Annotated in this window: 23 protein-coding genes; 15 read left to right on the forward strand and 8 right to left on the reverse strand. The window is 69.9% G+C overall.

What is annotated here, in order from left to right; all coding sequences use genetic code 11:
- The first annotated feature begins 122 nt into the window (after window positions 1-122).
- From K4B79_RS14055 to K4B79_RS14080, 6 genes are all read left to right on the forward strand, one after another.
- The gene (locus tag K4B79_RS14055) at window positions 123-875 is read left to right on the forward strand and encodes a hypothetical protein (protein WP_232026857.1); all 753 of its coding nucleotides are present in this window, start codon (window positions 123-125) and stop codon (window positions 873-875) included.
- Window positions 872-1,552, forward strand: coding sequence for a DUF4166 domain-containing protein (locus K4B79_RS14060; protein WP_232026858.1), 681 nt, complete (start codon window positions 872-874; stop codon window positions 1,550-1,552). Before K4B79_RS14055 ends, K4B79_RS14060 begins: the two co-directional genes overlap by 4 nt.
- Complete coding sequence (locus K4B79_RS14065; protein ID WP_232026859.1) at window positions 1,549-2,199, forward strand: TetR/AcrR family transcriptional regulator; 651 nt, start codon at window positions 1,549-1,551, stop codon at window positions 2,197-2,199. Before K4B79_RS14060 ends, K4B79_RS14065 begins: the two co-directional genes overlap by 4 nt.
- Before the next feature lie 23 nt (window positions 2,200-2,222).
- The gene (locus K4B79_RS14070) at window positions 2,223-3,131 is read left to right on the forward strand and encodes an SMP-30/gluconolactonase/LRE family protein (protein WP_232026860.1); all 909 of its coding nucleotides are present in this window, start codon (window positions 2,223-2,225) and stop codon (window positions 3,129-3,131) included.
- 546 nt (window positions 3,132-3,677) lie between these two features.
- Window positions 3,678-5,468 carry a glycosyltransferase family 2 protein gene (locus K4B79_RS14075; RefSeq protein ID WP_232026861.1) on the forward strand — a complete coding sequence of 597 codons (1,791 nt, stop codon included), beginning with the start codon at window positions 3,678-3,680 and terminating at the stop codon, window positions 5,466-5,468.
- A gap of 3 nt (window positions 5,469-5,471) precedes the next feature.
- Window positions 5,472-7,430 (forward strand): kelch motif-containing protein, encoded by a 1,959-nt coding sequence (locus tag K4B79_RS14080; protein WP_232026862.1) that lies wholly within the window; start codon window positions 5,472-5,474, stop codon window positions 7,428-7,430.
- Window positions 7,431-7,447: 17 nt separating this feature from the next.
- On the opposite strand, the gene K4B79_RS14085 is transcribed toward K4B79_RS14080, so the two are convergent.
- A complete protein-coding gene (locus K4B79_RS14085; protein ID WP_232026863.1) occupies window positions 7,448-8,449 on the reverse strand; it encodes a glycoside hydrolase family 6 protein in 1,002 nt (333 codons plus the stop codon).
- 167 nt (window positions 8,450-8,616) lie between these two features.
- Here K4B79_RS14085 and K4B79_RS14090 point away from each other — a divergent pair, with 167 nt between their 5' ends.
- From K4B79_RS14090 to K4B79_RS14100, 3 genes are all read left to right on the forward strand, one after another.
- On the forward strand, window positions 8,617-9,126 hold the full coding sequence (locus tag K4B79_RS14090; RefSeq protein ID WP_232026864.1) for a MarR family winged helix-turn-helix transcriptional regulator: 510 nt from the start codon (window positions 8,617-8,619) through the stop codon (window positions 9,124-9,126).
- Between the two features lie 43 nt (window positions 9,127-9,169).
- Window positions 9,170-9,508, forward strand: coding sequence for a DUF3817 domain-containing protein (locus tag K4B79_RS14095; RefSeq protein WP_232026865.1), 339 nt, complete (start codon window positions 9,170-9,172; stop codon window positions 9,506-9,508).
- A gap of 75 nt (window positions 9,509-9,583) precedes the next feature.
- A complete protein-coding gene (locus tag K4B79_RS14100; RefSeq protein WP_232026866.1) occupies window positions 9,584-11,284 on the forward strand; it encodes an acyl-CoA mutase large subunit family protein in 1,701 nt (566 codons plus the stop codon).
- A gap of 64 nt (window positions 11,285-11,348) precedes the next feature.
- Here K4B79_RS14100 and K4B79_RS14105 read toward each other — a convergent pair whose 3' ends face one another.
- Both K4B79_RS14105 and K4B79_RS14110 read right to left on the reverse strand, forming a co-directional pair.
- Window positions 11,349-11,753 (reverse strand): hypothetical protein, encoded by a 405-nt coding sequence (locus tag K4B79_RS14105; RefSeq protein ID WP_232026867.1) that lies wholly within the window; start codon window positions 11,751-11,753, stop codon window positions 11,349-11,351.
- 154 nt (window positions 11,754-11,907) lie between these two features.
- Window positions 11,908-12,525, reverse strand: coding sequence for a TetR/AcrR family transcriptional regulator (locus tag K4B79_RS14110; RefSeq protein WP_232026868.1), 618 nt, complete (start codon window positions 12,523-12,525; stop codon window positions 11,908-11,910).
- A gap of 204 nt (window positions 12,526-12,729) precedes the next feature.
- Between K4B79_RS14110 and K4B79_RS14115 the strand changes: the two genes are divergently transcribed.
- From K4B79_RS14115 to K4B79_RS14130, 4 genes are all read left to right on the forward strand, one after another.
- Window positions 12,730-13,707, forward strand: a complete 978-nt coding sequence (locus tag K4B79_RS14115) for a tetratricopeptide repeat protein (RefSeq protein WP_232026869.1) — start codon at window positions 12,730-12,732, stop codon at window positions 13,705-13,707.
- A 652-nt stretch (window positions 13,708-14,359) separates the two neighbouring features.
- On the forward strand, window positions 14,360-14,992 hold the full coding sequence (locus K4B79_RS14120) for a DUF6230 family protein (RefSeq protein ID WP_232026870.1): 633 nt from the start codon (window positions 14,360-14,362) through the stop codon (window positions 14,990-14,992).
- Window positions 14,993-15,095: 103 nt separating this feature from the next.
- A complete protein-coding gene (locus K4B79_RS14125; protein WP_232026871.1) occupies window positions 15,096-15,725 on the forward strand; it encodes a DUF6114 domain-containing protein in 630 nt (209 codons plus the stop codon).
- Complete coding sequence (locus K4B79_RS14130; RefSeq protein WP_232026872.1) at window positions 15,715-17,064, forward strand: hypothetical protein; 1,350 nt, start codon at window positions 15,715-15,717, stop codon at window positions 17,062-17,064. The genes K4B79_RS14125 and K4B79_RS14130 overlap by 11 nt, the downstream gene beginning before the upstream one ends.
- A 123-nt stretch (window positions 17,065-17,187) precedes the next feature.
- On the opposite strand, the gene pyk is transcribed toward K4B79_RS14130, so the two are convergent.
- From pyk to pta, 3 genes are all read right to left on the reverse strand, one after another.
- Window positions 17,188-18,618 carry a pyruvate kinase gene (gene pyk, locus K4B79_RS14135; RefSeq protein ID WP_232026873.1) on the reverse strand — a complete coding sequence of 477 codons (1,431 nt, stop codon included), beginning with the start codon at window positions 18,616-18,618 and terminating at the stop codon, window positions 17,188-17,190.
- Between the two features lie 90 nt (window positions 18,619-18,708).
- Window positions 18,709-19,932 (reverse strand): acetate kinase, encoded by a 1,224-nt coding sequence (locus tag K4B79_RS14140; RefSeq protein WP_232026874.1) that lies wholly within the window; start codon window positions 19,930-19,932, stop codon window positions 18,709-18,711.
- The gene (gene pta / locus K4B79_RS14145; protein ID WP_232026875.1) at window positions 19,929-22,055 is read right to left on the reverse strand and encodes a phosphate acetyltransferase; all 2,127 of its coding nucleotides are present in this window, start codon (window positions 22,053-22,055) and stop codon (window positions 19,929-19,931) included. Before pta ends, K4B79_RS14140 begins: the two co-directional genes overlap by 4 nt.
- Window positions 22,056-22,248: 193 nt before the next feature.
- Here pta and K4B79_RS14150 point away from each other — a divergent pair, with 193 nt between their 5' ends.
- Complete coding sequence (locus K4B79_RS14150; protein ID WP_067439853.1) at window positions 22,249-23,274, forward strand: ATP-dependent 6-phosphofructokinase; 1,026 nt, start codon at window positions 22,249-22,251, stop codon at window positions 23,272-23,274.
- Between the two features lie 65 nt (window positions 23,275-23,339).
- Here K4B79_RS14150 and K4B79_RS14155 read toward each other — a convergent pair whose 3' ends face one another.
- On the reverse strand, window positions 23,340-24,047 hold the full coding sequence (locus tag K4B79_RS14155; RefSeq protein WP_232026876.1) for a helix-turn-helix domain-containing protein: 708 nt from the start codon (window positions 24,045-24,047) through the stop codon (window positions 23,340-23,342).
- 196 nt (window positions 24,048-24,243) lie between these two features.
- On the opposite strand from K4B79_RS14155, the gene K4B79_RS14160 reads away from it, so the two are divergent.
- Window positions 24,244-24,690 carry a PPOX class F420-dependent oxidoreductase gene (locus tag K4B79_RS14160; protein ID WP_374208464.1) on the forward strand — a complete coding sequence of 149 codons (447 nt, stop codon included), beginning with the start codon at window positions 24,244-24,246 and terminating at the stop codon, window positions 24,688-24,690.
- Between the two features lie 9 nt (window positions 24,691-24,699).
- Here K4B79_RS14160 and K4B79_RS14165 read toward each other — a convergent pair whose 3' ends face one another.
- On the reverse strand, window positions 24,700-24,891 hold the full coding sequence (locus tag K4B79_RS14165; protein ID WP_232026878.1) for a hypothetical protein: 192 nt from the start codon (window positions 24,889-24,891) through the stop codon (window positions 24,700-24,702).
- Window positions 24,892-24,895: the final 4 nt, after the last annotated feature.

Raw genomic sequence — 24,895 nt, forward strand, 5'->3', positions numbered from 1 at the left:
GCCCGCGTGGACCGGGGATTTTTCTTGCCCAGCTGTTTGAGCGATCGCTCAAAGTGCGGTACGGTCTGGCCCAGGATGTTTGAGCAGTCGCTCAAACTATGGGCTCACCTTGGGGGATGTACATGGGGCTCTACATCGAGGCACATATCCGTGCCGAGCTCGACGACCTCTGGATCCGCACGCAGGACCCCTCCCGGCACCAGCGCTGGGACCTGCGTTTCACCGAGATCTCCTACCTCCCGCGCGCGGAGGGCGAGCCGCAGCGCTTCCGGTACGCCACCCGGGTGCTGCCGGGCCTCAAGGTCGCGGGTACCGGAGTCTCGGCGGGCGAGCGGGAGCGTCCCGACGGCACGCGCACCTCGGCTCTGCGGTTCGCCTCGCCGCATCCGCTCTCCCTGCTGGCCGAGGGCAGCGGGTACTGGCGCTACGTCCCGGACGGCGACGGTGTCCGCTTCCTCACGGGCTACGACTACCGCCCCCGCTGGGGCGCCTTCGGCGCGCTGGCCGACCGTCTGCTGTTCCGCCCCCTCATGGGCTGGGCCACCGCCTGGTCCTTCGACCGGCTGCGTCTCTGGCTGGAAGGGGGCATCAGCCCCGAGCGGGCCCGCCTGAACTGGCTGATGGAACTGCTGGTCCGGGGCCTGGTCCTGGCCGCGTGCGGGGCCGGTCTGGCCACCGAGGCGGTCCTCCCCGCCTTCGGGGCGCTCGCGGCATCGGTGGCGTTCCTCTGGCCGCTTCTCCTGGCGACCGTGTGCTGCCTGGCCCTCCTCGTGCCGCCGCTGCCCCGCACCCCGGCCGCCCGCCGCTGCCTGCGTCAGCCGCCCACCCGCGTCAGCGCCCCCCGCCTCCTGCGCACCCTGGAGACCCCACGATGACCTCGATCTTCCGCACCGTCATGGGCGCCGACTTCGACCGTCTCCACCCCCAGCTGCAGCGCCGCTTCTCCGTGGGCCTGGCGAGCGGCGAGGCCTGCACGGGCCGGGGGGTGATGGACCGCGTCTGGCACGGCCCCGCGTTCGTCAAGCCGTTCCTGGCCCTCGGCACGACCCGGAACATCCTGGTCCCGAGAGCCGGCCGCCACGTCCCCTTCACCATCGAGAACGTCCCGTACACGGACACCCACGGCCGTGAGACGGTGACCTTCGTGCGCACCTTCCACCTCCCCGGCCGCCCCCGCCGCTTCGACGCCCAGATGGTGCTGGGACCCAAGGGCGACCGCGTCCTCGACTACCTCGGCACCCACCAGCACCTCGCCAGCGACCTCCACCCGTACGCCCAGCCCGACGGCTCGCTGCTCATCCGCTCCGGCGAACACCGCTTCCGGGAGGGCCCGGTGGACGTCCGCGTCCCCGAACTGATCGGCGCCGACGCGGAGGTCCGGGAGTCCTACGACGACGCGACCGGCCGCTTCCACATCCGCGTCAGTGTCGTGAACAAGTACGTCGGCCCCCTCTTCGGCTACGAGGGCTCCTTCACGGCGACGTACACCGACATCGCGACCTGCGGCGTACGGCCCGGCCTGCGCCCGGTGCGCGAGGAGTCCCGCGCATGAGCCCCGAGACGGCCAAGTCCCAGGAGACGAAGGCCAAACTCCTCGAAGGAGCCCTGCGCACCCTCACCGAACAGGGCATCGCCAAGACATCGGCCCGCACGGTGGCGGCGGCCGCCGGGGTCAACCAGGCCCTGGTCTTCTACCACTTCGGCTCGGTCGACGAACTCCTCGTGGCCGCCTGCCACTACGGCGCCGAACGCGCGGTCGCGCCCTACCGGGAACGGTTCGCGGCGGTGACCTCGCTGTCCGAACTCCTCACGGTGGGACGGCGGATCCACGAGGAGGAGCGCGCCGGCGGCCATGTCGCCCTCCTCGGCCAGCTGCTGGCCGGAGCCCAGACCCACGACACGCTCGGCCCGGCCACCGCGGCCGGACTCGAACTGTGGATCACCGAGATCGAGAAGGTCCTCACCCGGGTCCTCGCGGACACCCCCTTCGGCGAGTTCACCGACCCGTCCGGCCTGGCACGCGCCGTCGCCGCGTCCTTCGTGGGCATCGAGCTCTACGAAGGCGTCGACGCGCCGGGAGCGACGGCGGCCCTCGACGCCCTGGAGCAACTCGGCGCGCTCGTAGCGGCGTTGGAGGACCTGGGCCCCGTGGCCCAACGAGCCGTGCGCCACCATCTCCGCAGGACCGGCCGCCGCTGACGACCCATCCCCGAGAGGACACCATGCCCACCGACAGCCCGTACGAGATCCTCGACGACCGCTTCCGCACCGAACGCTGCGTGAACGGGGACAGCAGGCTGGAGGTGCTGCACGACGGTTCGCGCTGGGCCGAGGGTCCCCTCTACATCCCCGCCTGGCGTCAGCTGATCTGGAGCGACATTCCCAACGACCGCCTCCTGCGCTGGGACGAGGCCACCGGCACGGTCGGCACCTTCCGCACCCCGGCCGGCCACAGCAACGGCAACACCCTCGACCGGCAGGGCCGCCTGGTCACCTGCGAGCAGGGCAACCGCCGCGTCACCCGCACCGAGCCCGACGGCCGGATCACCGTCCTCGCCGACCGCTACCACGGCAAGCGCCTCAACAGCCCCAACGACTCCGTCGTCCGCTCCGACGGCACCGTCTGGTTCTCCGACCCCGACTTCGGCATCCTCACCGACTACGAGGGGCACCGGGCGGACTCCGAGATCGGCGCGTGCAACGTCTACCGGATCGACCCCGTCACCGGCCGGGTCCACCTCGCCGCCGACGGCTTCGACGGTCCCAACGGCGTCATCCTCTCCCCGGACGAGCAGCACCTCTACGTCTCCGACTCCCGCGCCGCCCGCATCCACGTCTTCGCCGTCCGGCCCGACGGCACCCTCTCCGACGGCAAGGTCTTCGCCGAGGCCCGCGCCGGCGTCCACTTCGACAACATCCGCCTCGACGACCAAGGCCGCCTCTGGGCCGCCGCCCTGGCCGACGGCATCCACTGCTACGCCCCCGACGGCACGCTCCTCGGCCGCGTGCGTGTGCCCGAGCCCGTCTCCAACATCACCTTCGGCGGCCCCAAGAACAACCGCCTCTTCATCACCGCGACGACCTCCCTCTACTCCCTCCTGATGTCCGTCACCGGGCTGCCGCGCGTCTAGCCCTTGCGGTGCGGTGCGCTCCGCGGGGTGCGGTGTGAGGTCGTGGGGCGGCTGCGGGTGGGTGGGGGCTGGTCGCGCAGTTCCCAGCGCCCCTAGGGGGACCAGGGTTGCCGTAGGTCCAGAGTGCGGGCTCGGCGCCATCGGGGGTGCCGCGTGCGGTCGTAGGGCGGCTGCGGGTGCGTCGTGGTTGGTCGCGCAGTTCCCCGCGCCCCTAAAAGCACCGGCAGTCGCCGTCGGACATGAGGCGACCCCCGGGCCTTTGGCGTCGTAGCCGCCCACGGCGGTGAGGGGATGGGGCGGGGGGTGTCCGCCCGCAGCGGCCGGCGTCCGACGCGCGGTACTACCCGGAGACACAGTTCCGCCGGACCGAGGACGGAGACCCCCCGCCCCGGCCCCGACCCACCCCACAACCGTAGGCGCTACGCACACCCCCACCGAAGCCGCACAGGCGCCGCAGGCATACCCGGCTGGACGCCCCCAGTTCGACACGCCCTGAAAACTCCACTTTTGTGTGGGTAGAGGCTCGCTCGATCACTGGAGGGCGCTGTGCGGCCGGAGGGCTACGACTACGACACCTACAGCCGACTGACGGGACCGCTCACGGAGCCGTCCGGCTCGGCCGCCTACCAGGTGCAGTACACCTCGCTCCTCTCACGCGAGCCCCACCGAATACGAGCCGTCCTCCTGATGACCCTCGCGCCCCTCCTCACCGGCGCCCTGCTCGTCTACCTCGTCTGGCCCACCCACTGGGTGGAACGCGAGGGCGGCGAAGCCTGGATGGTCCACCTCGACATCGTGATGCTGATAGCCATCGGGCTCATCGAACTGTTCATGGTCGTCAACGTCGCCTCCGTAGCCCACGCCACCCTCGTCGCCCGCGACCCCGTCCCCGTCACCCCCGAGCCCGGCACCCGCGTCGCCTTCCTCACCACGTACGTCCCGGGCAAGGAACCGCTGGACATGGTCCGCGCCACCCTCGAAGCCGCCACGAGGATCACCCACCCCGGCCCCCTGGACGTCTGGCTCCTCGACGAGGGCGACGACGAACAGGCCAGGGCCCTGTGCACGGAACTGGGCGTACGCCACTTCACCCGCCACGGCGTCCCGGAGTGGAACAGAGCCAAGGGCGTCCACAAGACCCGCACCAAGCACGGCAACTACAACGCCTGGATCGCGATGCACGGCGACGCGTACGACCTCTTCGCCTCCGTGGACACCGACCACGTCCCGCTCCCCGACTTCCTGGAGCGGATGACGGGCTACTTCCGCGACCCGGACGTCGCCTTCGTCGTCGGCCCCCAGGTCTACGGCAACTACCACAACCCCGTCACCAAGGCGGCGGAGTCCCAGCAGTTCCTCTTCCACGCGCTGATCCAGCGCGCGGGCAACCGCTACCGCTCACCCATGTTCGTCGGCACGAACAACGTCGTACGCATCGAGGCCGTCAAACAGATCGGCGGACTCTACGACTCGATCACCGAGGACATGGCCACCGGCTTCGAACTCCACCGCCACCGCAACCCGCGCACAGGACACCACTGGCGCTCGGTGTACACCCCGGACGTGCTGGCCGTGGGGGAGGGCCCCGCCTCCTGGACGGACTTCTTCACGCAGCAGATGCGCTGGTCGCGCGGCACCTACGAGACGCTGTTCAAGCAGTACTGGAAGGCCCCGTTCACCATGCCCCCGGGCCGTCTCTTCTCGTACACGCTGATGCTCGTCTACTACCCGATGACGGCGGTCAACTGGCTGCTCGGCATCCTGAGCTGCGTCCTGTTCCTCTGGTTCGGCGCTTCCGGCACCCAGGTCGCCGCATCGGTCTGGCTGATGCTGTACAGCGACGCGGCGGCCCTCCAGATCGGCCTCTACCTCTGGAACCGCCGCCACAACGTATCCCCGCACGAACCGGAGGGATCGGGCGGCCTCGCGGGCATGGCGATGTCGGCGCTCTCCGCGCCGATCTACCTGAAGTCCTTCGGCGAGGCCCTCGTCCGCCGCCCCAGCCGCTTCGTCGTCACCCCCAAGGGCGGCGACGCGAGCCCGGACCGGCTGCTCACCTTCCGGATCCACCTCTTCTGGGCGCTGCTCCTGGCGACCTCGCTCGCCGCCTCGGTCGTCCTCGACCACACGCACGTGGCGATGCGCACCTGGGCGGTCCTGGCGACGGCGATCTCCCTGGCGCCGGTCGCGGTGTGGTGCGCCACGCAGCTCAGGGAGCGCAGGGAACGGCAGACCCTGCACGCGCCCGCACGGACCGCCGTCGACGGCGCCGAGCCCGCGCTCGCCACCACGGGAGCGTCCTCGTCCGTCTCCGGCACCACGACAGGAGGCAACTAGGCCATGGCCTACCAGCCGTCGAGAAAGACCAAGAAGACCCTTCTGGGCATCGGGGGCGTGGCGATCCTGGCCGGCCTGAACGCCCCGGCCGCGCTGGACTTCGCGGGCGAGAAGTACCACGAGTACAAGATCGCCCAGCCCGGGTACAAGGCCCGGTACGGCAGTTGGACCCAGGTCGACATCCCGGAGGAGTACCGCACCAACGCCATCCACGCGGCGCTCCTGCACACCGGCAAGGTGCTCATCGTCGCCGGGTCGGGCAACGAGCAGAAGAAGTTCGACGAGGGCTCCTTCGACACCGTCCTGTGGGACCCGAAGGCGAACACCTTCAAGAAGATCCCCACGCCGGACGACTTCTTCTGTTCGGGTCACGCCCAACTCCCCGACGGCCGCCTCCTCGTGGCCGGCGGCACCGCCCGCTACGAGCTCCTGGACGGCGAGGTGGAGCGGGCGGGCGGCGGGATGCGCGTGAAGAACGAGAACCCGGACCGGCCGGTGTTCCTGAAGAAGGGCACCCGCTTCCGCTCGCCCGCCGGGGTCGAGTACGTCAGCAGGTTCGACGTCACGGTCCCCAAGGCCAAGCGCTCCTTCAAGGTCTCCTACAACAAGCGGGGCGTGATGCAGCCCTGGCAGACGAGGGTCACCGCGAGCGAGGCCCGGGTCTTCGTCGAGGCCACCGAGGCGGGCCCGATGTCGGTCACCGAGAAGCGGGCGCAGTACGAGATCGTCGGCCTGAAGGGCAAGGACGCGGACAACACGTACGGTCTCAGCGAGCGGATCAGCCTCGACAAGCAGGACTTCCAGGGGATCCGCGCGGCCTACGAGTTCGACCCGGTCGCCGAGCGGTACATCCCCGTCGACCCGATGGACAAGGCCCGCTGGTACCCGACCCTCGTCGGCCTGGAGGACGGCCGGGTCCTCGCGGTCTCCGGCCTCGACGACGTCGGGGTGATCGACCCCGGCGACAACGAGATCTACGACCCGAGGACCAAGAAGTGGTCACCGGGCCCCAAGCGCTACTTCCCGACCTACCCGGCCCTGTTCCTCACCAAGGGCGGCAAGCTCTTCTACCCGGCCTCCAACGCCGGTTACGGACCCGCCGAGCTGGGACGCGAGCCCGGGCTGTGGGACCTGGAGAAGAACACCTTCCAGAAGGTGCCCGGTCTGCGCGACCCCGAGGAGACCGAGACCTCGGCCTCCCTGCTGCTGCCGCCCGCGCAGGACCAGAAGGTGATGATCCTGGGCGGCGGAGGCGTCGGCGAGTCGAAGAGGTCGACGCCGCGCACGGCCGTGGTCGACCTGAAGAAGGACAACCCGGTCTTCGAGGACGGCCCCAACCTGCCGCAGGGCACGCGGTACCTGAACAGCGTGATCATGCCGGACGACACGGTGTTCACCGCCAACGGCTCCGAGGACTACCGAGGCCGCGGCGCCAGCAACATCCTCAAGGCGCAGTTCTACGACCCCAAGGACAACGCCTTCCGCGAGGCCGCCGCCCCCGAGGTGGGCCGCAACTACCACTCCGAGGCGCTGCTGCTGCCCGACGGGAGGGTCGCCACCTTCGGTTCGGACCCGCTCTTCGACGACCGGCAGAACACCAAGCTCGGTCACTTCGAGCAGCGCATGGAGGTCTTCACCCCGCCCGCCCTGCACAAGAACGGCGCCGACAGGCCCGTACTGAAGGACGGTTCGGAGACCCTCGACGAGCGTCGCAGCGTGACCTACCCGACCGATCATCCGGAGCGGATCGTCAGGGCCCGGCTGATGCGGCCCAGCGCGGTCACGCACACGACCGACGTCGAACAGCGGTCGATCGAGCTCGGGTTGGCCAAGGACGCGGACTCGGTGACGGTCGAGGTGCCGAAGGACCCGGCGCTCGTGCCGCCCGGCTGGTACATGCTGTTCGTGACGGACGCGGAGGGCACGCCGTCGGAGGCCAAGTGGATCCACGTACGGAACTGATACGGAACTGAACGGCCTTACCGCGCCTTGGCGTTGCGGGCCAGCGCCAGAGCGTACTCGGGCCACCACCGCCCGGCGGCCGGCCCGCCCTCGCAGGTGCCGTCGGACTCGCCGGGCCGCTTGATCCACAGGTAGGCGTCGAGGACGGACTCGCCGGTGTCGGTGGTGGGCGGGGTGCCCAGGGCGCGTCCCGGCGGGTTGCACCAGACGCCCGGCAGGGGGCCGTTGCCGTTGCGGCTGCTGTCGATCACGAAGTGCTTGCCGCCGAGCTCGCCGGAGAGCTGGAGGCCGTACTGCTTGGTGGCGGCGTCCGTCTGGAAGTTGGAGACGTTGAGCGCGAAGCCGTCGGCGCCCGCGACGCCGGCCCGTTTCAGCGGGTCGACCAGCTTCCAGGGCTCGCGGATCCAGGCCGGGTTGCCGGCGTCCAGGTAGACCTTGGTGTGCGGCTGCTGCTTCAGGCGGAGGATCGCCTCGGTGAGCAGCCGCTCGCGTTCGGCCGCGTACTCGGCGGGCGTGCAGCCGTCCACGATGTGCGCGACGGCGTCGGGCTCCAGGACCACGAGGGCCTTCGCCTGGCCGAGGGCGGCCGCGAACTGCCCGATCCAGGACCGGTAGGTGTCCGCGTCCGCCGCCCCGCCCGCCGAGTGCTGGCCGCAGTCGCGGTGCGGGATGTTGTAGGCGACGAACACCGCGGTACGGTCCGCGGCGGTGGCCGCCGAGGTGGCCGCCTTCACCGTGGGCGTCGGGTCGATCTCGCCGGCCGGCCACAGCGCGACCGGTTCGTCGGCGATCCGTGCGAGCAGCTCGGCGTCCTGGGTGCGGCCCTCTCGCCGCCACATCTGGATCTGCTGGGCCGCTGGGCTCGCCGGATCGACCCAGAAGGGCGAGTCGGCGGCGGCGCCGGCCGGCCGTGAGGCGGCGCCGGCGACGGAGGCCTCGTCGATGTCGGCCGCGGACGAACAGCCCCCGACGAGTCCGAGCACCGCGAGTGCCGCGAGGGTGTGGATCAGCCGGGACATGCGGCTCCCTGGAGCGAGGTGACAAAAAGTGACGATTAGTGATCAATCGTTACACAGATGATGTATGGGTCCTGGAAAAGACATGGCTCCGGCCGCCCGATCCGGTCCTGGATCCGAAGGGCGAGACGGGGCTGACCACGATGTGACCGGCCGGTAAGGTCGGTGTCGTGCCGAAGCCGCTCAGCCTGCCCTTCGATCCCATCGCCCGCGCCGACGAACTCTGGAAGCAGCGCTGGGGAAACGTGCCGTCGATGGCCGCGATCACCTCGATCATGCGCGCCCACCAGATCCTCCTCGCCGAGGTCGACGCCGTGGTGAAGCCGTACGGCCTGACCTTCGCGCGCTACGAGGCCCTGGTTCTGCTCACCTTCTCCAAGGCCGGCGAGCTGACCATGTCCAAGATCGGCGAGCGGCTCATGGTGCACCCCACGTCCGTGACGAACACCGTGGACCGCCTGGTGAGATCCGGTCTCGTCGACAAGCGGCCCAACCCCAACGACGGACGCGGCACGCTCGCCGTCATCACCGACAAGGGCCGCGAGGTGGTCGAGGCCGCCACCCGTGACCTGATGGCGATGGACTTCGGTCTCGGGGTCTACGACGCCGAGGAGTGCGCCGAGATCTTCGCGATGCTCCGGCCCCTGAGGGTGTCCGTGCACGACTTCGACGAGGACTGACCCGGCGGAAGATCGCCCGGAACGCGTGGTTACGCTCGTACGCATGAAAAAGAGCGTGCTGACCCGCTATCGCGTCATGGCCTACGTCACCGGTGTGCTGCTGGTCCTGCTGACCCTGGGCGTGATCGCCAAGTACCTGCTCAAGATGGACGGGGCGGACGACTTCACCCGCGTCGTGGGTATCGCGCACGGCTGGCTGTACATCGTCTACCTGGTCTTCGCCTTCGACCTGGGCTCCAAGGCGAAGTGGCCGGTCGCCAAGCAGCTGTGGGTGCTGCTCGCGGGCACGATCCCGACGGCCGCCTTCTTCGTCGAGCGCAAGGTCAGCCACGAGCTGGAGTCCAAGATCGCCGACGACTCCCCGGCGGTCGCCAAGGCGTAGCGCTCACCGCCGTACGGATCGCGTACGGCGGTCCGCCATCGACATTTACTTGGACGTCCTAGTAAATTCGAGGGTATGGACGCTGACGCCATCGAAGAGGGCCGCCGACGCTGGCAGGCCCGGTACGACGCCTCACGCAAGCGTGAGGCCGACTTCACCACGCTCTCGGGGGATCCCGTGGAGCCGGTGTACGGGCCCAGGCCGGGGGACGCATACGAGGGCTTCGAGCGGATCGGGTGGCCGGGGGAGTACCCCTTCACGCGCGGGCTGTATCCGACCGGCTACCGGGGGCGGACGTGGACCATCCGCCAGTTCGCCGGGTTCGGGAACGCCGAGCAGACCAACGAGCGCTACAAGATGATCCTCGCCAACGGCGGGGGCGGACTGTCCGTCGCGTTCGACATGCCGACCCTGATGGGGCGGGACTCCGACGACCCCCGCTCGCTCGGTGAGGTCGGGCACTGCGGGGTCGCCATCGACTCGGCCGCCGACATGGAGGTCCTGTTCCGGGACATCCCCCTCGGTGACGTGACGACGTCCATGACCATCAGCGGGCCGGCCGTGCCCGTCTTCTGCATGTACCTCGTCGCCGCCGAACGGCAGGGCGTCGACCCGGGGGTGCTCAACGGCACGCTCCAGACCGACATCTTCAAGGAGTACATCGCGCAGAAGGAGTGGCTCTTCCAGCCCGAGCCGCACCTGCGCCTCATCGGCGACCTGATGGAGTACTGCGCCGCCGGCATCCCCGCCTACAAGCCGCTGTCCGTCTCCGGCTACCACATCCGCGAGGCCGGTTCGACGGCCGCGCAGGAGCTGGCGTACACGCTGGCGGACGGGTTCGGGTACGTGGAACTCGGGCTCAGCCGCGGGCTCGACGTGGACGTGTTCGCGCCCGGGCTGTCCTTCTTCTTCGACGCGCACCTCGACTTCTTCGAGGAGATCGCCAAGTTCCGCGCGGCGCGCAGGATCTGGGCGCGCTGGATGCGGGACGTGTACGGGGCGCGGAGCGAGAAGGCGCAGTGGCTGCGCTTCCACACGCAGACCGCCGGAGTCTCGCTGACCGCCCAGCAGCCGTACAACAACGTCGTACGGACGGCCGTGGAGGCGTTGGCGGCGGTGCTCGGCGGGACCAACTCGCTGCACACCAACGCCCTGGACGAGACCCTCGCGCTGCCTTCCGAGCAGGCCGCGGAGATCGCGCTGCGGACGCAGCAGGTGCTGATGGAGGAGACCGGCGTCGCCAACGTGGCCGATCCGCTGGGCGGTTCGTGGTACGTCGAGCAGCTGACCGACCGGATCGAGGCGGACGCGGAGAAGATCTTCGAGCAGATCCGCGAGCGCGGCCTCAGGGCCCACCCCGACGGGCGGCACCCCATCGGGCCGATCACCTCCGGGATCCTGCGCGGTATCGAGGACGGCTGGTTCACCGGCGAGATCGCCGAGTCCGCCTTCCAGTACCAGCGGGCGCTGGAGAAGGGCGACAAGCGGGTCGTCGGCGTGAACGTCCACACCGGCTCGGTCACCGGCGACCTGGAGATCCTGCGGGTCAGCCACGAGGTGGAGCGGGAGCAGGTGCGCACCCTCGCCGAGCGGCGCGAGCGGCGGGACGAGACGCGGGTCCGCGCCGCCCTGGACGCGATGCTGGCCGCCGCCCGCGACGGCGGCAACATGATCGCGCCCATGGTGGACGCGGTCCGCGCGGAGGCGACGCTGGGCGAGATCTGCGGGGTGCTGCGCGAGGAGTGGGGGGTGTACACGGAGCCGGCCGGGTTCTGACATCACAAGGACGGACGGCCGTACCCCTCGCCGAAGGGGTACGGCCGTCCGCGTTCCGCTGGGGTCACGCGACGCCGTGCGTCCAGCCCGGGTTGCACCAGACCACGTCCTCCTTGCCGCCGCCACCGTTCCACTCGCCGTAGCACGGGCGGTAGTAGACGGCGGTGCCCTCCGGGATCTGCGTCCCGTAGCCGTAGCTCAGGGTCGTGTTGTAACCGCCGTGGTTCCAGAGGTAGTTGGCGGCGTACGTGCAGGAGCCGGACGGGGCGCAGACCTGCGCGATGGCCGAGTGGCCGTCCGAGTCGGCGTCCCGGACGAAGATCTTGTCCCCGTCGTGGTCGAACCAGACGCAGGAGCCGCCGGCGCACAGCGTCGGGCCGTCGGAGCCCGCCTGCGCCACGGAGCTGAGGCCGAGCGTGAGGCCGAACGCCGCGAGCAGCACACCGACCGTGGAAAGGATTCGTCTCATCGTTCTCCCTCTCAGAGGCGGGCCGGGCCGAGGTCCGGAGCATGACGCCTCCTCGGAAAGAGGTGCGTTGCAGCGCGTTGCCTGTCCCCCCACGCCTTTGGCATGTACGGGCAATGTAAGGGGCGTCGGGTGATCTTGTGAAGGGGGCGAGTGATCAAGGGGACGCGGTGAGGCCCTGCAGTAGCAGCCGGGTGAAGGCGCGTACCCACACCTCGTCCGCGGGGCGGGCGCTGACCAGGGTGCGGTGGACCACCGTGCCCGCGACCATGTCGAAGATGAGATCCACCGTGCGGGCCGCCTCCTCGGGGTCCGTGGGAGGCAGTTCGCCGCGCGCCTGGGCGCGGGCCCGGCCGTCCAGGACCAGCCGCTTCTGGCGGTCGACGATGGAGGCGCGGATGCGCTCGCGCAGCGCGTCGTCCCGGATCGACTCCGCGATCACCGCCATCAGACCGCTCTTGGCTTCCGGGCGGGCCAGGATCGCCGCGAACTGCAGGACCACGCCCTCGATGTCGGCGGCCAGGGTGCCGCAGTCGGGCAGCCGCAGTTCGTCGAAGAGCTCCGCCACCGCGTCGACCACCAGCTCGTTCTTGCCGGCCCAGCGGCGGTAGAGGGTCGTCTTCGCCACTCCGGCCCGCGTCGCCACGTCCCCCAGGGTGAGCTTGGACCAGCCCAGCTCCACCAGCGCCTCCCGGGTCGCCGCCAGGATCGCGGCGTCCGCGGTGGCGCTGCGCGGGCGTCCCGAGGCGCGCGTGGCGGGAGTGCGGCTCTGCATCCCCCGACGATAACGGGCGATCCGTGGGGCGCAGTGAGGGAGATCACCGGGGCCCACTGTCGCGGAGGCACCCCGTGCCATTACGCTACGACTCGTAGCGAAACCGCTGGCGTGGGGTGGGGACCCGACGCCGATCATGACGCAGTACGACCGGCTTTCACACCGCTTTTCACGCACGCGCGGGTAACGGGGGAGGATAGACGCATGCAGCCACGGAACATGTCCATGAGCGGAGTCGTCGACCTCGCCGCGGTGAAGGCGGCCCAGGAGGCCAAGGCGAAGGCGGAGCAGGCGCGCGCCGAAGCGGCACGGCAGGGCGGCGGCGCCCCCGGTGCCGTCTCGCCGGCCGATCTCGTCATCGACGTCGATGAGGCGGGGTTCGAGCAGGACGTCCTCCAGCGGTCCGCCGAAGTACCCGTCGTCATCGACTTCTGGGCCGAGTGGTGCCAGCCCTGCAAGCAGCTGAGCCCGGTCCTGGAGCGGCTCGCCGTCGAGTACAACGGACGCTTTCTCCTCGCCAAGATCGATGTCGACGCCAACCAGATGCTGATGCAGCAGTTCGGGATCCAGGGCATCCCGGCCGTCTTCGCGGTCGTCGCGGGACAGGCGCTGCCGCTCTTCCAGGGGGCCGCCGCGGAGCAGCAGATCCGGGAGACCCTGGATCAGCTGGTGCAGGTCGCCGAGCAGCGTTTCGGTCTGACTGGTCTGACGGTCGACCCCGACGCCGCCGCGCCCGACCGCTCGGTTCCCGCGGAGCCGGTGGGCCCCCACGACGCGACTCTGGCGGCCGCCGTACAGGCCCTGGACGCCAATGACTTCGGCGGCGCGGTGCGCGCGTACCAGAATGTCCTGGTCGACGACCCGGGCAACACCGAGGCCAAACTGGGCCTCGCCCAGGCCGAGTTGCTCCAGCGCGTGCAGGGCGCGGACCCGCAGCGGGTGCGCAAGGACGCGGCCGATCGGCCCGACGATGTGCAGGCGCAGATCGCCGCCGCCGAACTGGACCTGGTCGGCGGCCATGTCGAGGACGCCTTCGGACGGCTCATCGAGACGGTGGGGCGTACGGCGGGTGACGACCGGGATGCCGCGCGCCTGAGGCTGCTGGATCTGTTCGAGGTCGTGGGCCCCGACGACCCCCGTGTGGGTGCCGCGCGTCGGGCGCTCGCGCGGGCTCTGTTCTGAGCGGGGCGGCGGCCCGGTTCTGACCAGTCGCTAAACACGCGGGCATGTGGTGCCCAAGTGAAAGATTTGCCGATCGAACGTCACTGCGGCCGCGCTTTGCCAAATCTTGGTAATCGCGGCCGCTGTTACTTGCAGTAAGCCAGAGGCGTTGATCTGTCGGATTCTGTCCATCGATCAACTGCTTTGTCCTGGCCCCGGTTGCCACCCTGTGTCGTCGGCCGAGACCGGGGGGTCGTTGTTCGGTTATCCGGCCGTTACTAGTGAGTAACGAAGCCCCTTGTGCGAGCGGCGAGAATGCACCACGATCGGCCACGCTCGGTCCATTCCCGTACCCCGGCAGCCGGTTGGGTCGACGGGATTCCCTGGGTCCCCACCGAGTAGAGCCGGCGGCAGTGGCGCCGTCTCTTGGACAGGGGGGTCTTCGCCCACCCGGCGAAGCCTGTCCAGCAAGGTTGTGCGTGATGCGTGTCAGGCGCGACCAGTGGTTGTCGCTCGGGGGTGAACGCCGGTGATTCGGGTGCGGTTCGCGCCACCGAGTACAGGCGCTCTCCTTCCCGAGGACGTAGCACTTCTCCCATCCCTGCCCGGCTGAGCCGTCATGTTCGACAGGGGCAGTCAGGGTCAGGAGATGTACGTCCGAGAAGGAGGAAATATGGAGTCCCAGGTGCGTGGCGGGACCAGATGGAAGCGGTTCGCTGTGGTGATGGTGCCCAGCGTGGCCGCCACGGCTTGTATAGGTCTCGCCCTCGCGAACAACGCCCTCGCGGCGTCGTTCAGCGTGTCGGGACAGTCGTTCAAGGTCACGGCGGACAAGCTCGTCGGTACGGGCTTCTCCCAGTACGGCGCCGTCGACTCGGGGTACACCCTCGACGGCAAGAAGACGGCACACCCCGTCGCGGTCTCGGCCTTCAAGCAGGCCCAGATCACGAACATGTGCCAGTCCGTGGTCACCCCGGACATCCCGCTGCTCGGCTCGGTCAGCCTCAAGCTGACCGCGGGCGGCGGCGGTACCCCGGTGGAGGCGGACAACCTCTACATCGACGTCGCCGAGCTCGGCGCCGACGCCACGTTCAAGAACATCAACATCGGCGTGGCGGGCAAGGACATCACCAAGGGTCCTGGCATCCGGAGCGGCGACACCGCGAACCCGTTCGGGTTCTCCCAGGAGGCCGACCAGGCCACCCTGACGAACGTGAAGCAGACGGCGTGGGCCACCACTGCCGGAACCTTCAAGCTCAGCGGTCTGAAGATGTCGCTGTCGAAGGGTGTCAGCGAGTGCTACTGAGCACTCGCTGACGGGCGGGGGAGCCGCTGGCACCCCCGCCCGTCCACTCTCCATCGAGCACCACTACTCACCACAGCAACGCCGTTCCAGGGAGCTGTTTTCCATGAGCGCCGAGACTCCTGCCGCACCCGGCCGTGACGAGCACTACCTCCGGGTATTTCGGCGGAACTTCCGCGCCTGGCGGGGTAGTCGGCCGTTCTGGTCCGGCCTGTTCGTCCTGCTTGCCGGATTCCCGATCCTGTACTTCCCGTACGCGAACATCCAGTTCGGTCACCTGACGCTGGCCATGGCCACCACGGCGGGGGCCGGGTCCCTGATCATCGGTGTGCTGCTCTTCGTCCTGGGTCTCAGCCTCTGGTTCCAGAAGCACGTCCGGGTCTTCGCGGGTGTGGCGGCGATCCTGCTGGGCCTGGTGTCGATCCCGGTGTCCAACTTCGGAGGCTTCGTCATCGGCTTCATGCTCGCCCTCGTCGGCGGAGCGATGGCCGTGTCGTGGGCCCCGGGAGAGCCCCCCGCGCCCCCGGTGCCGGGGACGGGCGGGCAGCAGGGCGGTGCCCCCGAGAGCGCTGTGCCGGGAGTCGGCTTCACCAAGGACACCCAGGCGCCCCAGGACACCCGGTCCACGGACCCCGACACCACGGTCCTCAAGCCGCTGAACGGGCTCGGCGAGCCGAACGATCTGTCAGGAACGAGCCCGGTCTACGGGGCGAACGGGAGGCACAGTGCCGGCTGACGAGGTGACCCACGGGACTGACGTGGAGGCGTCCCGTGTGAGAACCGGGCCGCGCCACGCGGCACCCAAGAAGCCGCTGTTCACCAGGTTCCACGTGCCGGCCGGCAAGGCGATAGCCCTGGCGGCGATGCCGACGGCGGTCCTCATGGGGATGGGGTTCACGTCGACCCTCGCCCTGGCCGACGAGCAGCCGACGTCGAAGAGCCTGACGGCCGACGAGTACAAGGACTGTGTCGCGGCCCTGGACGGCGCCTCGGCGTCCGCCAGCCCGTCGCCGTCCGCCTCGGCTGGCGACGAGGACAAGGACAAGGACTCCTCCGACTCCGCGGGTTCCTCCGACTCCGCGGACTCGGGCTCGGGCTCGGGCAAGGGTGACGGTGACGCGGCCGAGCCGACCCCGTCGCCGACCGGCGGTTCGGACGACTCTTCGTCGGATTCAGGTTCCGACGACACGGCCGAGCCCAAGCCGTCCCCCTCCGCCGGCGACTCGACGGGCGGCGACGCCGCCACCCCGAGCCCCTCGCCCTCCGAGAGCGACGGCAACCTGCTGGAGGACATCGGCGACGCGCTCACCGGCATCTTCACGGGCGGCAAGGGCTCCACGGACACCGCGAGCCCCACCCCGTCCGCGACCCCGTCGGCCTCGCCGAGCACGGACAGCGCCGACAAGGCCGCCGACAGCGCGTCCGACACCGTCAAGGACACCACCGAGAAGCTCACCGGCACGGTGGACGACACGGTGAAGGACACCACCGACAAGGCGTCCAAGGCGGTCGAGGACACCACCGAGACCGTGGAGAAGGCCGTCGAGGGCGCGGCCGACGAGGCCACTGCCTCGCCCAGCCCCTCGCCGAGCGCCAGCACGGACCCGGACGACTGCCCGGTCGCCACGGACGCGGTGGGCGACGTCGACAACACCCAGCTGGTGGCGGACAAGCCCTGGACCCTGAAGGCCAGTTCGCTGCTGCTGAAGGGCGCCGACTACCAGGGCGTCGTCGAGGTCAGGACCGCGAGCGGCCAGACCAAGAAGGTCCTCAAGTACGTCGTCTCCGACGGCACCGACATCGGTGACCTGCACCAGATCGTGAACGAGAACGGCAGGACGTACCACGTCCAGGCCGGCAAGGGCACCACGTCCACGATCCGCGACGGCAAGACCACCATGTACACGGAGAGCATCTCCGGCAACCTGCTGGGCCTCATCCCGATCACATTCAGCCCGGAGCACCCGCCGCCGCTGAACATCCCGCTGATCTACTTCACGAACGTGACGGTCACCCAGGCCGCCCAGTTCGGCGGCACACTGCACGTACCCGAGATGCGTCAGTACAGCGAGTGAGCCTTCCCCACAAGCCCGTTCGGGAGCCGCACAGACGCTGAGGGCGCCCCCTGCCACAGGGGGCGCCCTCAGCGCCGTACAGAGCCTGTCAGGGGCCTTGGATCAAGGCCCCTGAAACAAGGGTCACTTGCTGTCGCCGCCGCCCAGGTGGTGGACGCGGAGCATGTTGGTGGTGCCGGGGACGCCGGGGGGTGAGCCGGCGGTGATGATGACGATCTCGCCGGGGTTGAAGCGGTTGATCTTGGCGATCTCCTGGTCGACCATGTCGACCATCTCGTCCGTGGTGTTCACGAACGGCACGATGTGCGACTCCACGCCCCAGCTGAGCGTCAGCTGGTTGCGGGTGCCCTCGTCGGTGGTGAAGGCGACGATCGGCTGGGTCGCGCGGTAGCGGGAGAGGCGGCGGGCGGTGTCGCCGGACTGGGTGAAGGCCACCAGGCCCCGGCCGCCGAGGAAGTCGGCGATCTCGCAGGCGGCGCGGGCGATCGAACCACCCTGCGTGCGCGGCTTCTTGCCCGGTACGAGCGGCTGGAGGCCCTTGCTGAGCAGCTCCTGCTCGGCGGCGGAGACGATCTTCGACATCGTCTTCACCGTCTCGATCGGATAGGCGCCGACCGAGGACTCCGCCGACAGCATGACCGCGTCGGCGCCGTCCAGGATCGCGTTGGCCACGTCGGAGGCCTCGGCGCGGGTCGGACGGGAGTTGGTGATCATCGACTCCATCATCTGGGTCGCCACGATCACCGGCTTGGCGTTGCGGCGGCACAGCTCGATGAGGCGCTTCTGCACCATGGGGACCCGCTCCAGCGGGTACTCGACGGCGAGGTCGCCACGCGCGACCATCACACCGTCGAACGCCATCACGACGTCCTCCATGTTCTCGACCGCCTGCGGCTTCTCCACCTTGGCGATGACGGGGACCCGGCGGCCCTCCTCGTCCATCACCTTGTGGACGTCGGCCACGTCCTTGGCGTCCCGGACGAAGGACAGCGCGACCAGGTCGCAGCCCATGCGCAGCGCGAAGCGCAGGTCCTCGACGTCCTTCTCGGACAGCGCCGGCACGTTCACGGCCGCGCCGGGCAGGTTGATGCCCTTGTGGTCGGAGACGACACCGCCCTCGATGACGATCGTCTTGACCCGGGGACCCTCGACCTCGGTGACCTTCAGCTCGACGTTGCCGTCGTTGATGAGGATCTGGTCGCCCTTGGTCACATCGCCCGGCAGACCCTTGTAGGTCGTGCCGCAGACGGTCTTGTCACCGGGTACGTCCTCGGTGGTGATGACGAACTCGTCACCGCGCTCCAGCTCCACCGGACCCTCGGCGAAGGTCTCCAGGCGGATCTTCGGACCCTGGAGGTCGGCGAGCACACCGATGGCCCGGCCGGTCTCCTTGGCGGCGGCCCGGACACGGTCGTACCGGCCCTGGTGCTCGGCGTGCGTGCCGTGGCTGAAGTTGAAGCGGGCCACGTTCATGCCGGCCTCGATCAGCGACACGAGCTGCTCGTGGGAGTCGACCGCGGGGCCGAGAGTACAGACGATTTTCGAACGGCGCATGGGGCGATCCTATCGGTTTGTTTCGCTACGGAATATTCCGTCTGGCGGAAGATTCACATGGGCGGGGTCGCGCTCATTTGCGGTTACCGCTCAGTTGCTTTCTTCTCGGACCAGTGCGTAAGTCTGTGTCGCGATTTCCAATTCCTCGTCCGTCGGCACCACCGCCACGGCCACGCGCGAGTTCGCCGGCGAGATCAGCCGCGGCTCGTCACCGCGTACGGCGTTCAGCTCCGCGTCCACCAGCAGGCCCAGCTGCTCCAGGCCCGCCACGGCGGCCTCGCGCACCGGCGCCGCGTTCTCCCCGACCCCGGCCGTGAACGCGACCGCGTCCACCCGGCCGAGCACCGCGCAATAGGCGCCGATGTACTTCTTCAGCCGGTGAATGTAGATGTCGAAGGCCAGCTGTGCCCGTTCGTCACCCTCGTCGATCCGGCGGCGGATCTCCCGCATGTCGTTGTCCCCGCACAGGCCGATCAATCCGCTCTTCTTGTTGAGAAGAGTGTCGATCTCGTCCGTGGACATTCCGCCAACGCGCATCAAATGGAAGATGACGGCCGGGTCCATGTCTCCGGACCGCGTACCCATCACGAGTCCCTCCAAAGGCGTCAGCCCCATCGAGGTGTCCACGCACGTCCCGCCCCGCACGGCCGACGCGGACGCGCCGTTGCCGAGGTGCAGCACGATCACGTTGACCTCGGACGGGTCCTTGCCCAGCAGCTTCGCCGTCTCACGGGACACGTACGCGTGCGAGGTCCCGTGGAAGCCGTAGCGCCGGATCCGGTGCGCGTCGGCGGTCTCCACGTCGATCGCGTAGCGCGCGGCCGACTCCGGCATCGTGGTGTGGAAGGCGGTGTCGAACACGGCCACCTGGGGCAGGTCGGGCCGCAGCGCCCGCGCCGTACGGATCCCGGTGAGGTTGGCCGGGTTGTGCAGCGGCGCCACCGGGATCAGCCGCTCAATCTCGGCGAGCACCGCCTCGTCGATCACGGTCGGCTCGGTGAAGGTCTGCCCGCCGTGCACCACCCGGTGCCCGATCGCGGCCAGCTCCGGGGAGTCGAGCCCGAGCCCGTCCCGGGCCAGCTCCTCCGCCACGGCCTTCAGCGCGGCGTCGTGGTCGGCGATCGGCCCGGTCCACTCACGGGCCTCGCCGCCGGTCGCCAGCGGCGTGTGCTTCAGCCGGGAGGACTGCTCGCCGATCCGCTCGACGAGCCCCAGGGCCAGCCTGCCGCCGTCGCCCATGTCGAGCAGCTGGTACTTGACCGACGAGGAGCCGGAGTTCAGGACGAGGACGCGGGTGCCGCGGGTGCCGCTCACTGCTGGGACGCCTTCTGTTCGGGGGACTGGGCCGGTTCGGGGGACGGGGCCTGCTCGGGGGACTGGGCCTGGATCGCCGTGATGGCGACGGTGTTCACGATGTCCTGGACGAGCGCGCCCCGGGACAGGTCGTTGACCGGCTTGTTCAGGCCCTGGAGCACCGGCCCTACGGCGATCGCGCCGGCCGACCGCTGCACGGCCTTGTAAGTGTTGTTGCCGGTGTTGAGGTCCGGGAAGATCAGCACGCTGGCCTGGCCCGCGACCTCGGAGCCCGGCAGCTTGGTCGCCGCGACCGTCGGCTCCACGGCCGCGTCGTACTGGATCGGGCCCTCGATCCTGAGATCCGGGCGCCGGGAGCGGACCAGCTCGGTCGCCTCGCGCACCTTGTCGACGTCGGCGCCCGAACCGGACGTGCCCGTCGAGTACGACAGCATCGCGATCCGCGGCTCCACGCCGAACTGCGCGGCCGTGGCGGCGGACTGGATGGCGATGTCGGCGAGCTGCTCGGCGTTCGGGTCGGGGTTGACCGCGCAGTCGCCGTAGACGAGGACCTTGTCGGCCAGGCACATGAAGAAGACGGACGACACGATGTCGGCGTCCGGCTTGGTCTTGATGATCTCGAAGGCCGGCCTGATCGTCGCGGCCGTGGAGTGCACGGACCCGGACACCATGCCGTCGGCCAGGCCCTCCTGGACCATCAGCGTGCCGAAGTAGTTCACGTCGGAGACGACGTCGTAGGCGAGCTCGACGGTGACGCCCCGGTGGGCCCGGAGCGCCGCGTACTTCTCGGCGAAGGCGTCGCGCAGGTCGGAGGTGGCCGGGTCGGTCAGCTGGGCGTCGGCGAGGTCGATGCCGAGGTCGGCTGCCTTCTTGCGGATCTGGTCGACCGGGCCGAGCAGGGTGAGGTCGCAGACCCCGCGGCGCAGCAGGACCTCGGCGGCGTGCAGCACGCGGGCCTCGGTGCCCTCGGGCAGCACCACGCGCCGCCGGTCCGTGCGGGCCGTCTCCAGGAGCTGGTGCTCGAACATCATCGGCGTGAGGCGGTCGCTGCTCGGCGCGGAGACCCGCTTGCTGAGGTCCGCGGTGTCGACGTACCGCTCGAAGAGGCCGAGCGCGGTCTCCGCCTTGCGCGGGGTGGCCGCGTTCAACTTCCCCTCCAGGGAGAAGAGTTCGGCGGCGGTGGGGAAGCTGGTGCCCGCCACCGAGAGCACCGGTGTGCCGGGGGCGAGACGGGCGGCCAGCGTGAGGATGGCGTCGCCGGGGACCTCGTCGAGCGTGAGGAGCACACCGGCTATCGGCGGGGTTCCGGCGCTGTGCGCGGCCAGCGCGCCGACCACCAGGTCGGCCCGGTCCCCCGGGGTGACGACCAGGCAGCCCGGGGTCAGCGCGGCCAGGAAGTTCGGCAGCATCGCGCCGCCGAAGACGAAGTCCAGCGCGTCCCGGGCGAGCCCCGAGTCGTCGCCGAGGACGACCTTGGCGCCGAGGGCGTGCGCGATCTGGGAGACGGTCGGCGCGGAGAGCGCGGGCTCGTCCGGCAGGACATGACAGGGCACCGGGAGGCGGCCGTCGAGCTGCTCGGCGATGGCGTCCCGGTCGGCGCGGGCGACCCGGTTGCTGACCATGGCGAGGACGTCGCAGCCCAGGCCGTCGTAGGCGCGGTAGGCGTTGCGGGTCTCGGCGAGCACGGACTCGGTGGTCTGCCCCCGGCCGCCCACGACCGGGATCACCGAGGCGCCGAACTCGTTCGCCAGCCGGGCGTTGAGGGAGAGCTCGTCCGGGAACTGGGTGTCGGCGTAGTCGGTGCCGAGGACCAGGACGACGTCGTAGTCCCGCGCGACCCGGTGGAAGCGGTCGACCAGCGTCGAGACCAGCTCGTCGGTGCCGCGCTCGGCCTGGAGGGCGGACGCCTCGTGGTAGTCCATGCCGTAGACCGTGGCCGGGTCCTGGGCGAGCCGGTAGCGGGCGCGCAGCAGCTCGAACAGGCGATCGGGGCCGTCGTGGACGAGGGGGCGGAACACCCCGACCCGGTCGACCTGCCGGGTCAGGAGCTCCATGACGCCCAGCTCCACGACCTGACGGCCGTCGCCGCGGTCGATACCGGTCACGTAGACGCTGCGGGTCACGCGTGCTCTCCGTTCGTTTCGCGCCATCACACTCACGCCATAAAAATCGCCCACCCAGGTGAGCAGAACCCTCTTGACAGTACCTTCCGCGATGGGTAAGACGCCCGTCAGTGCTGTGTCGGCGGCCTCCTGTGGGACATGAAAGAATCGAAGTGGCTCACCGGTATCAACAGCGAGCAGGAGACACAGCACGATGCGTATCGGAGTTCTCACCGCAGGCGGCGACTGCCCCGGCCTGAACGCCGTGATCCGGTCGGTCGTGCACCGCGCGGTCGACAACTACGGCGACGAGGTCATCGGCTTCGAGGACGGCTACTCCGGCCTGCTGGACGGCCACTACCGCTCCCTCGACCTCGAATCCGTCAGCGGCATCCTGGCCCGCGGCGGCACCATCCTCGGCTCCTCCCGGCTGGAGCGCGACCGGCTGCGCGAGGCGTGCGAGAACGCCTCCGACATGATCCACGAGTTCGGCATCGACGCCCTGATCCCGATCGGCGGCGAGGGCACCCTCACGGCCGCGCGGATGCTGTCCGACGCGGGCCTGCCGGTCGTCGGCGTCCCGAAGACCATCGACAACGACATCTCCTCCACCGACCGCACCTTCGGCTTCGACACCGCGGTCGGCGTGGCCACCGAGGCGATGGACCGCCTCAAGACCACCGCCGAGTCCCACCAGCGCGTGATGGTCGTCGAGGTCATGGGCCGGCACGCGGGCTGGATCGCCCTGGAGTCCGGCATGGCGGCCGGCGCCCACGGCGTCTGCCTCCCGGAGCGGCCCTTCGACCCCGCCGACCTGGTCAAGATGGTCGAGGAGCGCTTCGCCCGCGGCAAGAAGTTCGCGGTGATCTGCGTCGCCGAGGGCGCCCACCCCGCCGAGGGCAGCATGGACTACGGCAAGGGCGAGATCGACCGCTTCGGCCACGAGCGCTTCCAGGGCATCGGTACGGCCCTGGCGTACGAGCTGGAGCGCCGGCTCGGCAAGGAGGCCAAGCCGGTCATCCTCGGCCACGTCCAGCGCGGCGGCACCCCGACCGCCTACGACCGCGTCCTCGCCACCCGCTTCGGCTGGCACGCGGTGGAGGCCGCCCACCGGGGCGAGTTCGGGCGGATGACCGCCCTGCGCGGCACCGACATCGTGATGGTGCCGCTGGCGGAGGCCGTCACCGAACTGAAGACGGTCCCGAAGGACCGGATGGACGAGGCGGAGTCGGTCTTCTAGTCCTTCTGGCCCTTCTGGCCCGCGAGGGCTCGCGGGCTGCGGCACGCACGGGTGCCGTGGCCCGGCTAGCCGCTGTTGAGCCGGATCGTGTCCCAGAAGTGGTCCACGATCCGGTCGAGGAACTCCTGTCCCGACGCGCCGGAGTGCTCACCGCCGCCGCCCCAGCTGAGGGTGGCGACCATCTGCCCCTGGTACTGCTGGTGCAGCTCGCGCAGGGTGTGTTCGAGCAGCCGCCGGCCCAGTGGCACGATCTTCGCGACCGGCCGCACATGGGCCTGCCAGCGCGTGCTGACCGCGCCGCGCAGATGCTCGGCGAGCCGCGGCTCCCGGCCCGTGACGGTGACGAGGTCCGGCAGGGACAGCTCCAGCAGGTCGGCGAGCAGGGCGGACTGGCGGTCGGTGCCGCGCCACTCGTCGTGCTCCTCCATGCTCAGGTAGGCGAGGAGTTCGAGCCCGAGGGTGCGGGCCACGTCCTCGGGGGCGAGGCCGCGGGCGACGCGGTGCTCGCGCAGGGTGCGGGGGCGGCCGATGAGTTCACCGGGGGAGCACCACAACACCCCCGCCAGAGCGGTCAGTTCGGGGCTGGTCGGGGAGAGCGTCCCGCGCTCCCAGGCGAGGACGAGATCCGGGGTGACATAGGGCAGTCCGTACGAGACGCGCAGCCCGTAGGCCACATGCTCGGGTCCCATGGCGAGCGCGGTACGCAGGCGGCGGGCGGCGAGGTTGTCGAAGGGCGGTCCGGGCTGGTTCGGCAGGGCTGGGGGGCGGCGCACGCGTCACAAAGTAGGCCCGTCCGCGTGCGGTGACTACGGTCTGTTCGGCCAGGATCACGGATTGTAGGAAGCTACGGTTTCGGCCGCGGGTTCGAGCTGGCCGAAGATCGTCTGTCGGCGGCGCGGCCGGGGTCGCGAGGATGGCGCCGGATGCCCGGACGGGTGGCCGGAAAGGGACGTGATCTTCGTGTACGAGGTGAATGGCAAGGTAGAGGGGCATATTCGCGAGCGGCTGCTCGCGCCGAACTTCTGGCATCTCGCCACGGTCGGCCCGGACGGAACCCCGCAGGTCTCGCCCATGTGGGCGGATCTCGAAGGTGAGTACGTCATGGTCAACACCGCGATCGGACGTGTGAAGGAACAGAACCTGCGGCGCAATCCGAACGTTTCCCTCTCCCACCACGACCCCGAGAACCCCTACGACCGCGTCGAGATCCGGGGCCGGGTCGTCCGCTTCGTCGAGGGCGAGGAGGCGGAGCGGTCCATGGACCGGCTCACGAAGAAGTACATCGGCGAGGAGAAGTACCCGTGGCTGCTGCCCGGGGAGCGGCGGGTGATGCTGCTGATCGAGCCGGTGCGGGTGCGGAGGGTGGTGGGGGTGGAGCCGTTCCGTCCCGGGGTGCTGCCGGAGGTCTCCGAGTAGGGGGCTGGGTCAGAGTAGGTGGTCGGCCTTGCCGGCCTTGATGTCCTGGATGAGGGTGCGGAGGGCTTCGCGGGTGTCGGTGAGGTAGGTGTGTTCCTGGCCGGCGATGGATATGTAGGCGTTGCCGTCGGGGTCGGTGCCCAGGCGGAAGCAGTTGGCTCCCTCGCCGCAGAAGGGCTCTTCCCAGGTGATGTCCGGCATGGGG

The organism is Streptomyces lincolnensis, assembly GCF_021173675.1.
Classification (GTDB): Bacteria; Actinomycetota; Actinomycetes; order Streptomycetales; family Streptomycetaceae; genus Streptomyces; species Streptomyces lincolnensis_B.

What these genes read in the sequence shown, in the direction of transcription:
- K4B79_RS14150 (WP_067439853.1), top strand. Translation starts at nt 22,249, where the DNA reads ATGCGTATCGGAGTTCTCACCGCAGGCGGCGACTGCCCCGGCCTGAAC.
- K4B79_RS14125 (WP_232026871.1), top strand. Translation starts at nt 15,096, where the DNA reads ATGAGCGCCGAGACTCCTGCCGCACCCGGCCGTGACGAGCACTACCTC.
- K4B79_RS14100 (WP_232026866.1), top strand. Translation starts at nt 9,584, where the DNA reads ATGGACGCTGACGCCATCGAAGAGGGCCGCCGACGCTGGCAGGCCCGG.
- K4B79_RS14120 (WP_232026870.1), top strand. Translation starts at nt 14,360, where the DNA reads ATGGAGTCCCAGGTGCGTGGCGGGACCAGATGGAAGCGGTTCGCTGTG.
- K4B79_RS14165 (WP_232026878.1), bottom strand. Translation starts at nt 24,891, where the DNA reads ATGCCGGACATCACCTGGGAAGAGCCCTTCTGCGGCGAGGGAGCCAAC.
- K4B79_RS14085 (WP_232026863.1), bottom strand. Translation starts at nt 8,449, where the DNA reads ATGTCCCGGCTGATCCACACCCTCGCGGCACTCGCGGTGCTCGGACTC.
- K4B79_RS14110 (WP_232026868.1), bottom strand. Translation starts at nt 12,525, where the DNA reads ATGCAGAGCCGCACTCCCGCCACGCGCGCCTCGGGACGCCCGCGCAGC.
- K4B79_RS14115 (WP_232026869.1), top strand. Translation starts at nt 12,730, where the DNA reads ATGCAGCCACGGAACATGTCCATGAGCGGAGTCGTCGACCTCGCCGCG.
- K4B79_RS14105 (WP_232026867.1), bottom strand. Translation starts at nt 11,753, where the DNA reads ATGAGACGAATCCTTTCCACGGTCGGTGTGCTGCTCGCGGCGTTCGGC.
- K4B79_RS14070 (WP_232026860.1), top strand. Translation starts at nt 2,223, where the DNA reads ATGCCCACCGACAGCCCGTACGAGATCCTCGACGACCGCTTCCGCACC.
- K4B79_RS14095 (WP_232026865.1), top strand. Translation starts at nt 9,170, where the DNA reads ATGAAAAAGAGCGTGCTGACCCGCTATCGCGTCATGGCCTACGTCACC.
- K4B79_RS14065 (WP_232026859.1), top strand. Translation starts at nt 1,549, where the DNA reads ATGAGCCCCGAGACGGCCAAGTCCCAGGAGACGAAGGCCAAACTCCTC.
- K4B79_RS14055 (WP_232026857.1), top strand. Translation starts at nt 123, where the DNA reads ATGGGGCTCTACATCGAGGCACATATCCGTGCCGAGCTCGACGACCTC.
- K4B79_RS14060 (WP_232026858.1), top strand. Translation starts at nt 872, where the DNA reads ATGACCTCGATCTTCCGCACCGTCATGGGCGCCGACTTCGACCGTCTC.
- K4B79_RS14080 (WP_232026862.1), top strand. Translation starts at nt 5,472, where the DNA reads ATGGCCTACCAGCCGTCGAGAAAGACCAAGAAGACCCTTCTGGGCATC.
- pyk (WP_232026873.1), bottom strand. Translation starts at nt 18,618, where the DNA reads ATGCGCCGTTCGAAAATCGTCTGTACTCTCGGCCCCGCGGTCGACTCC.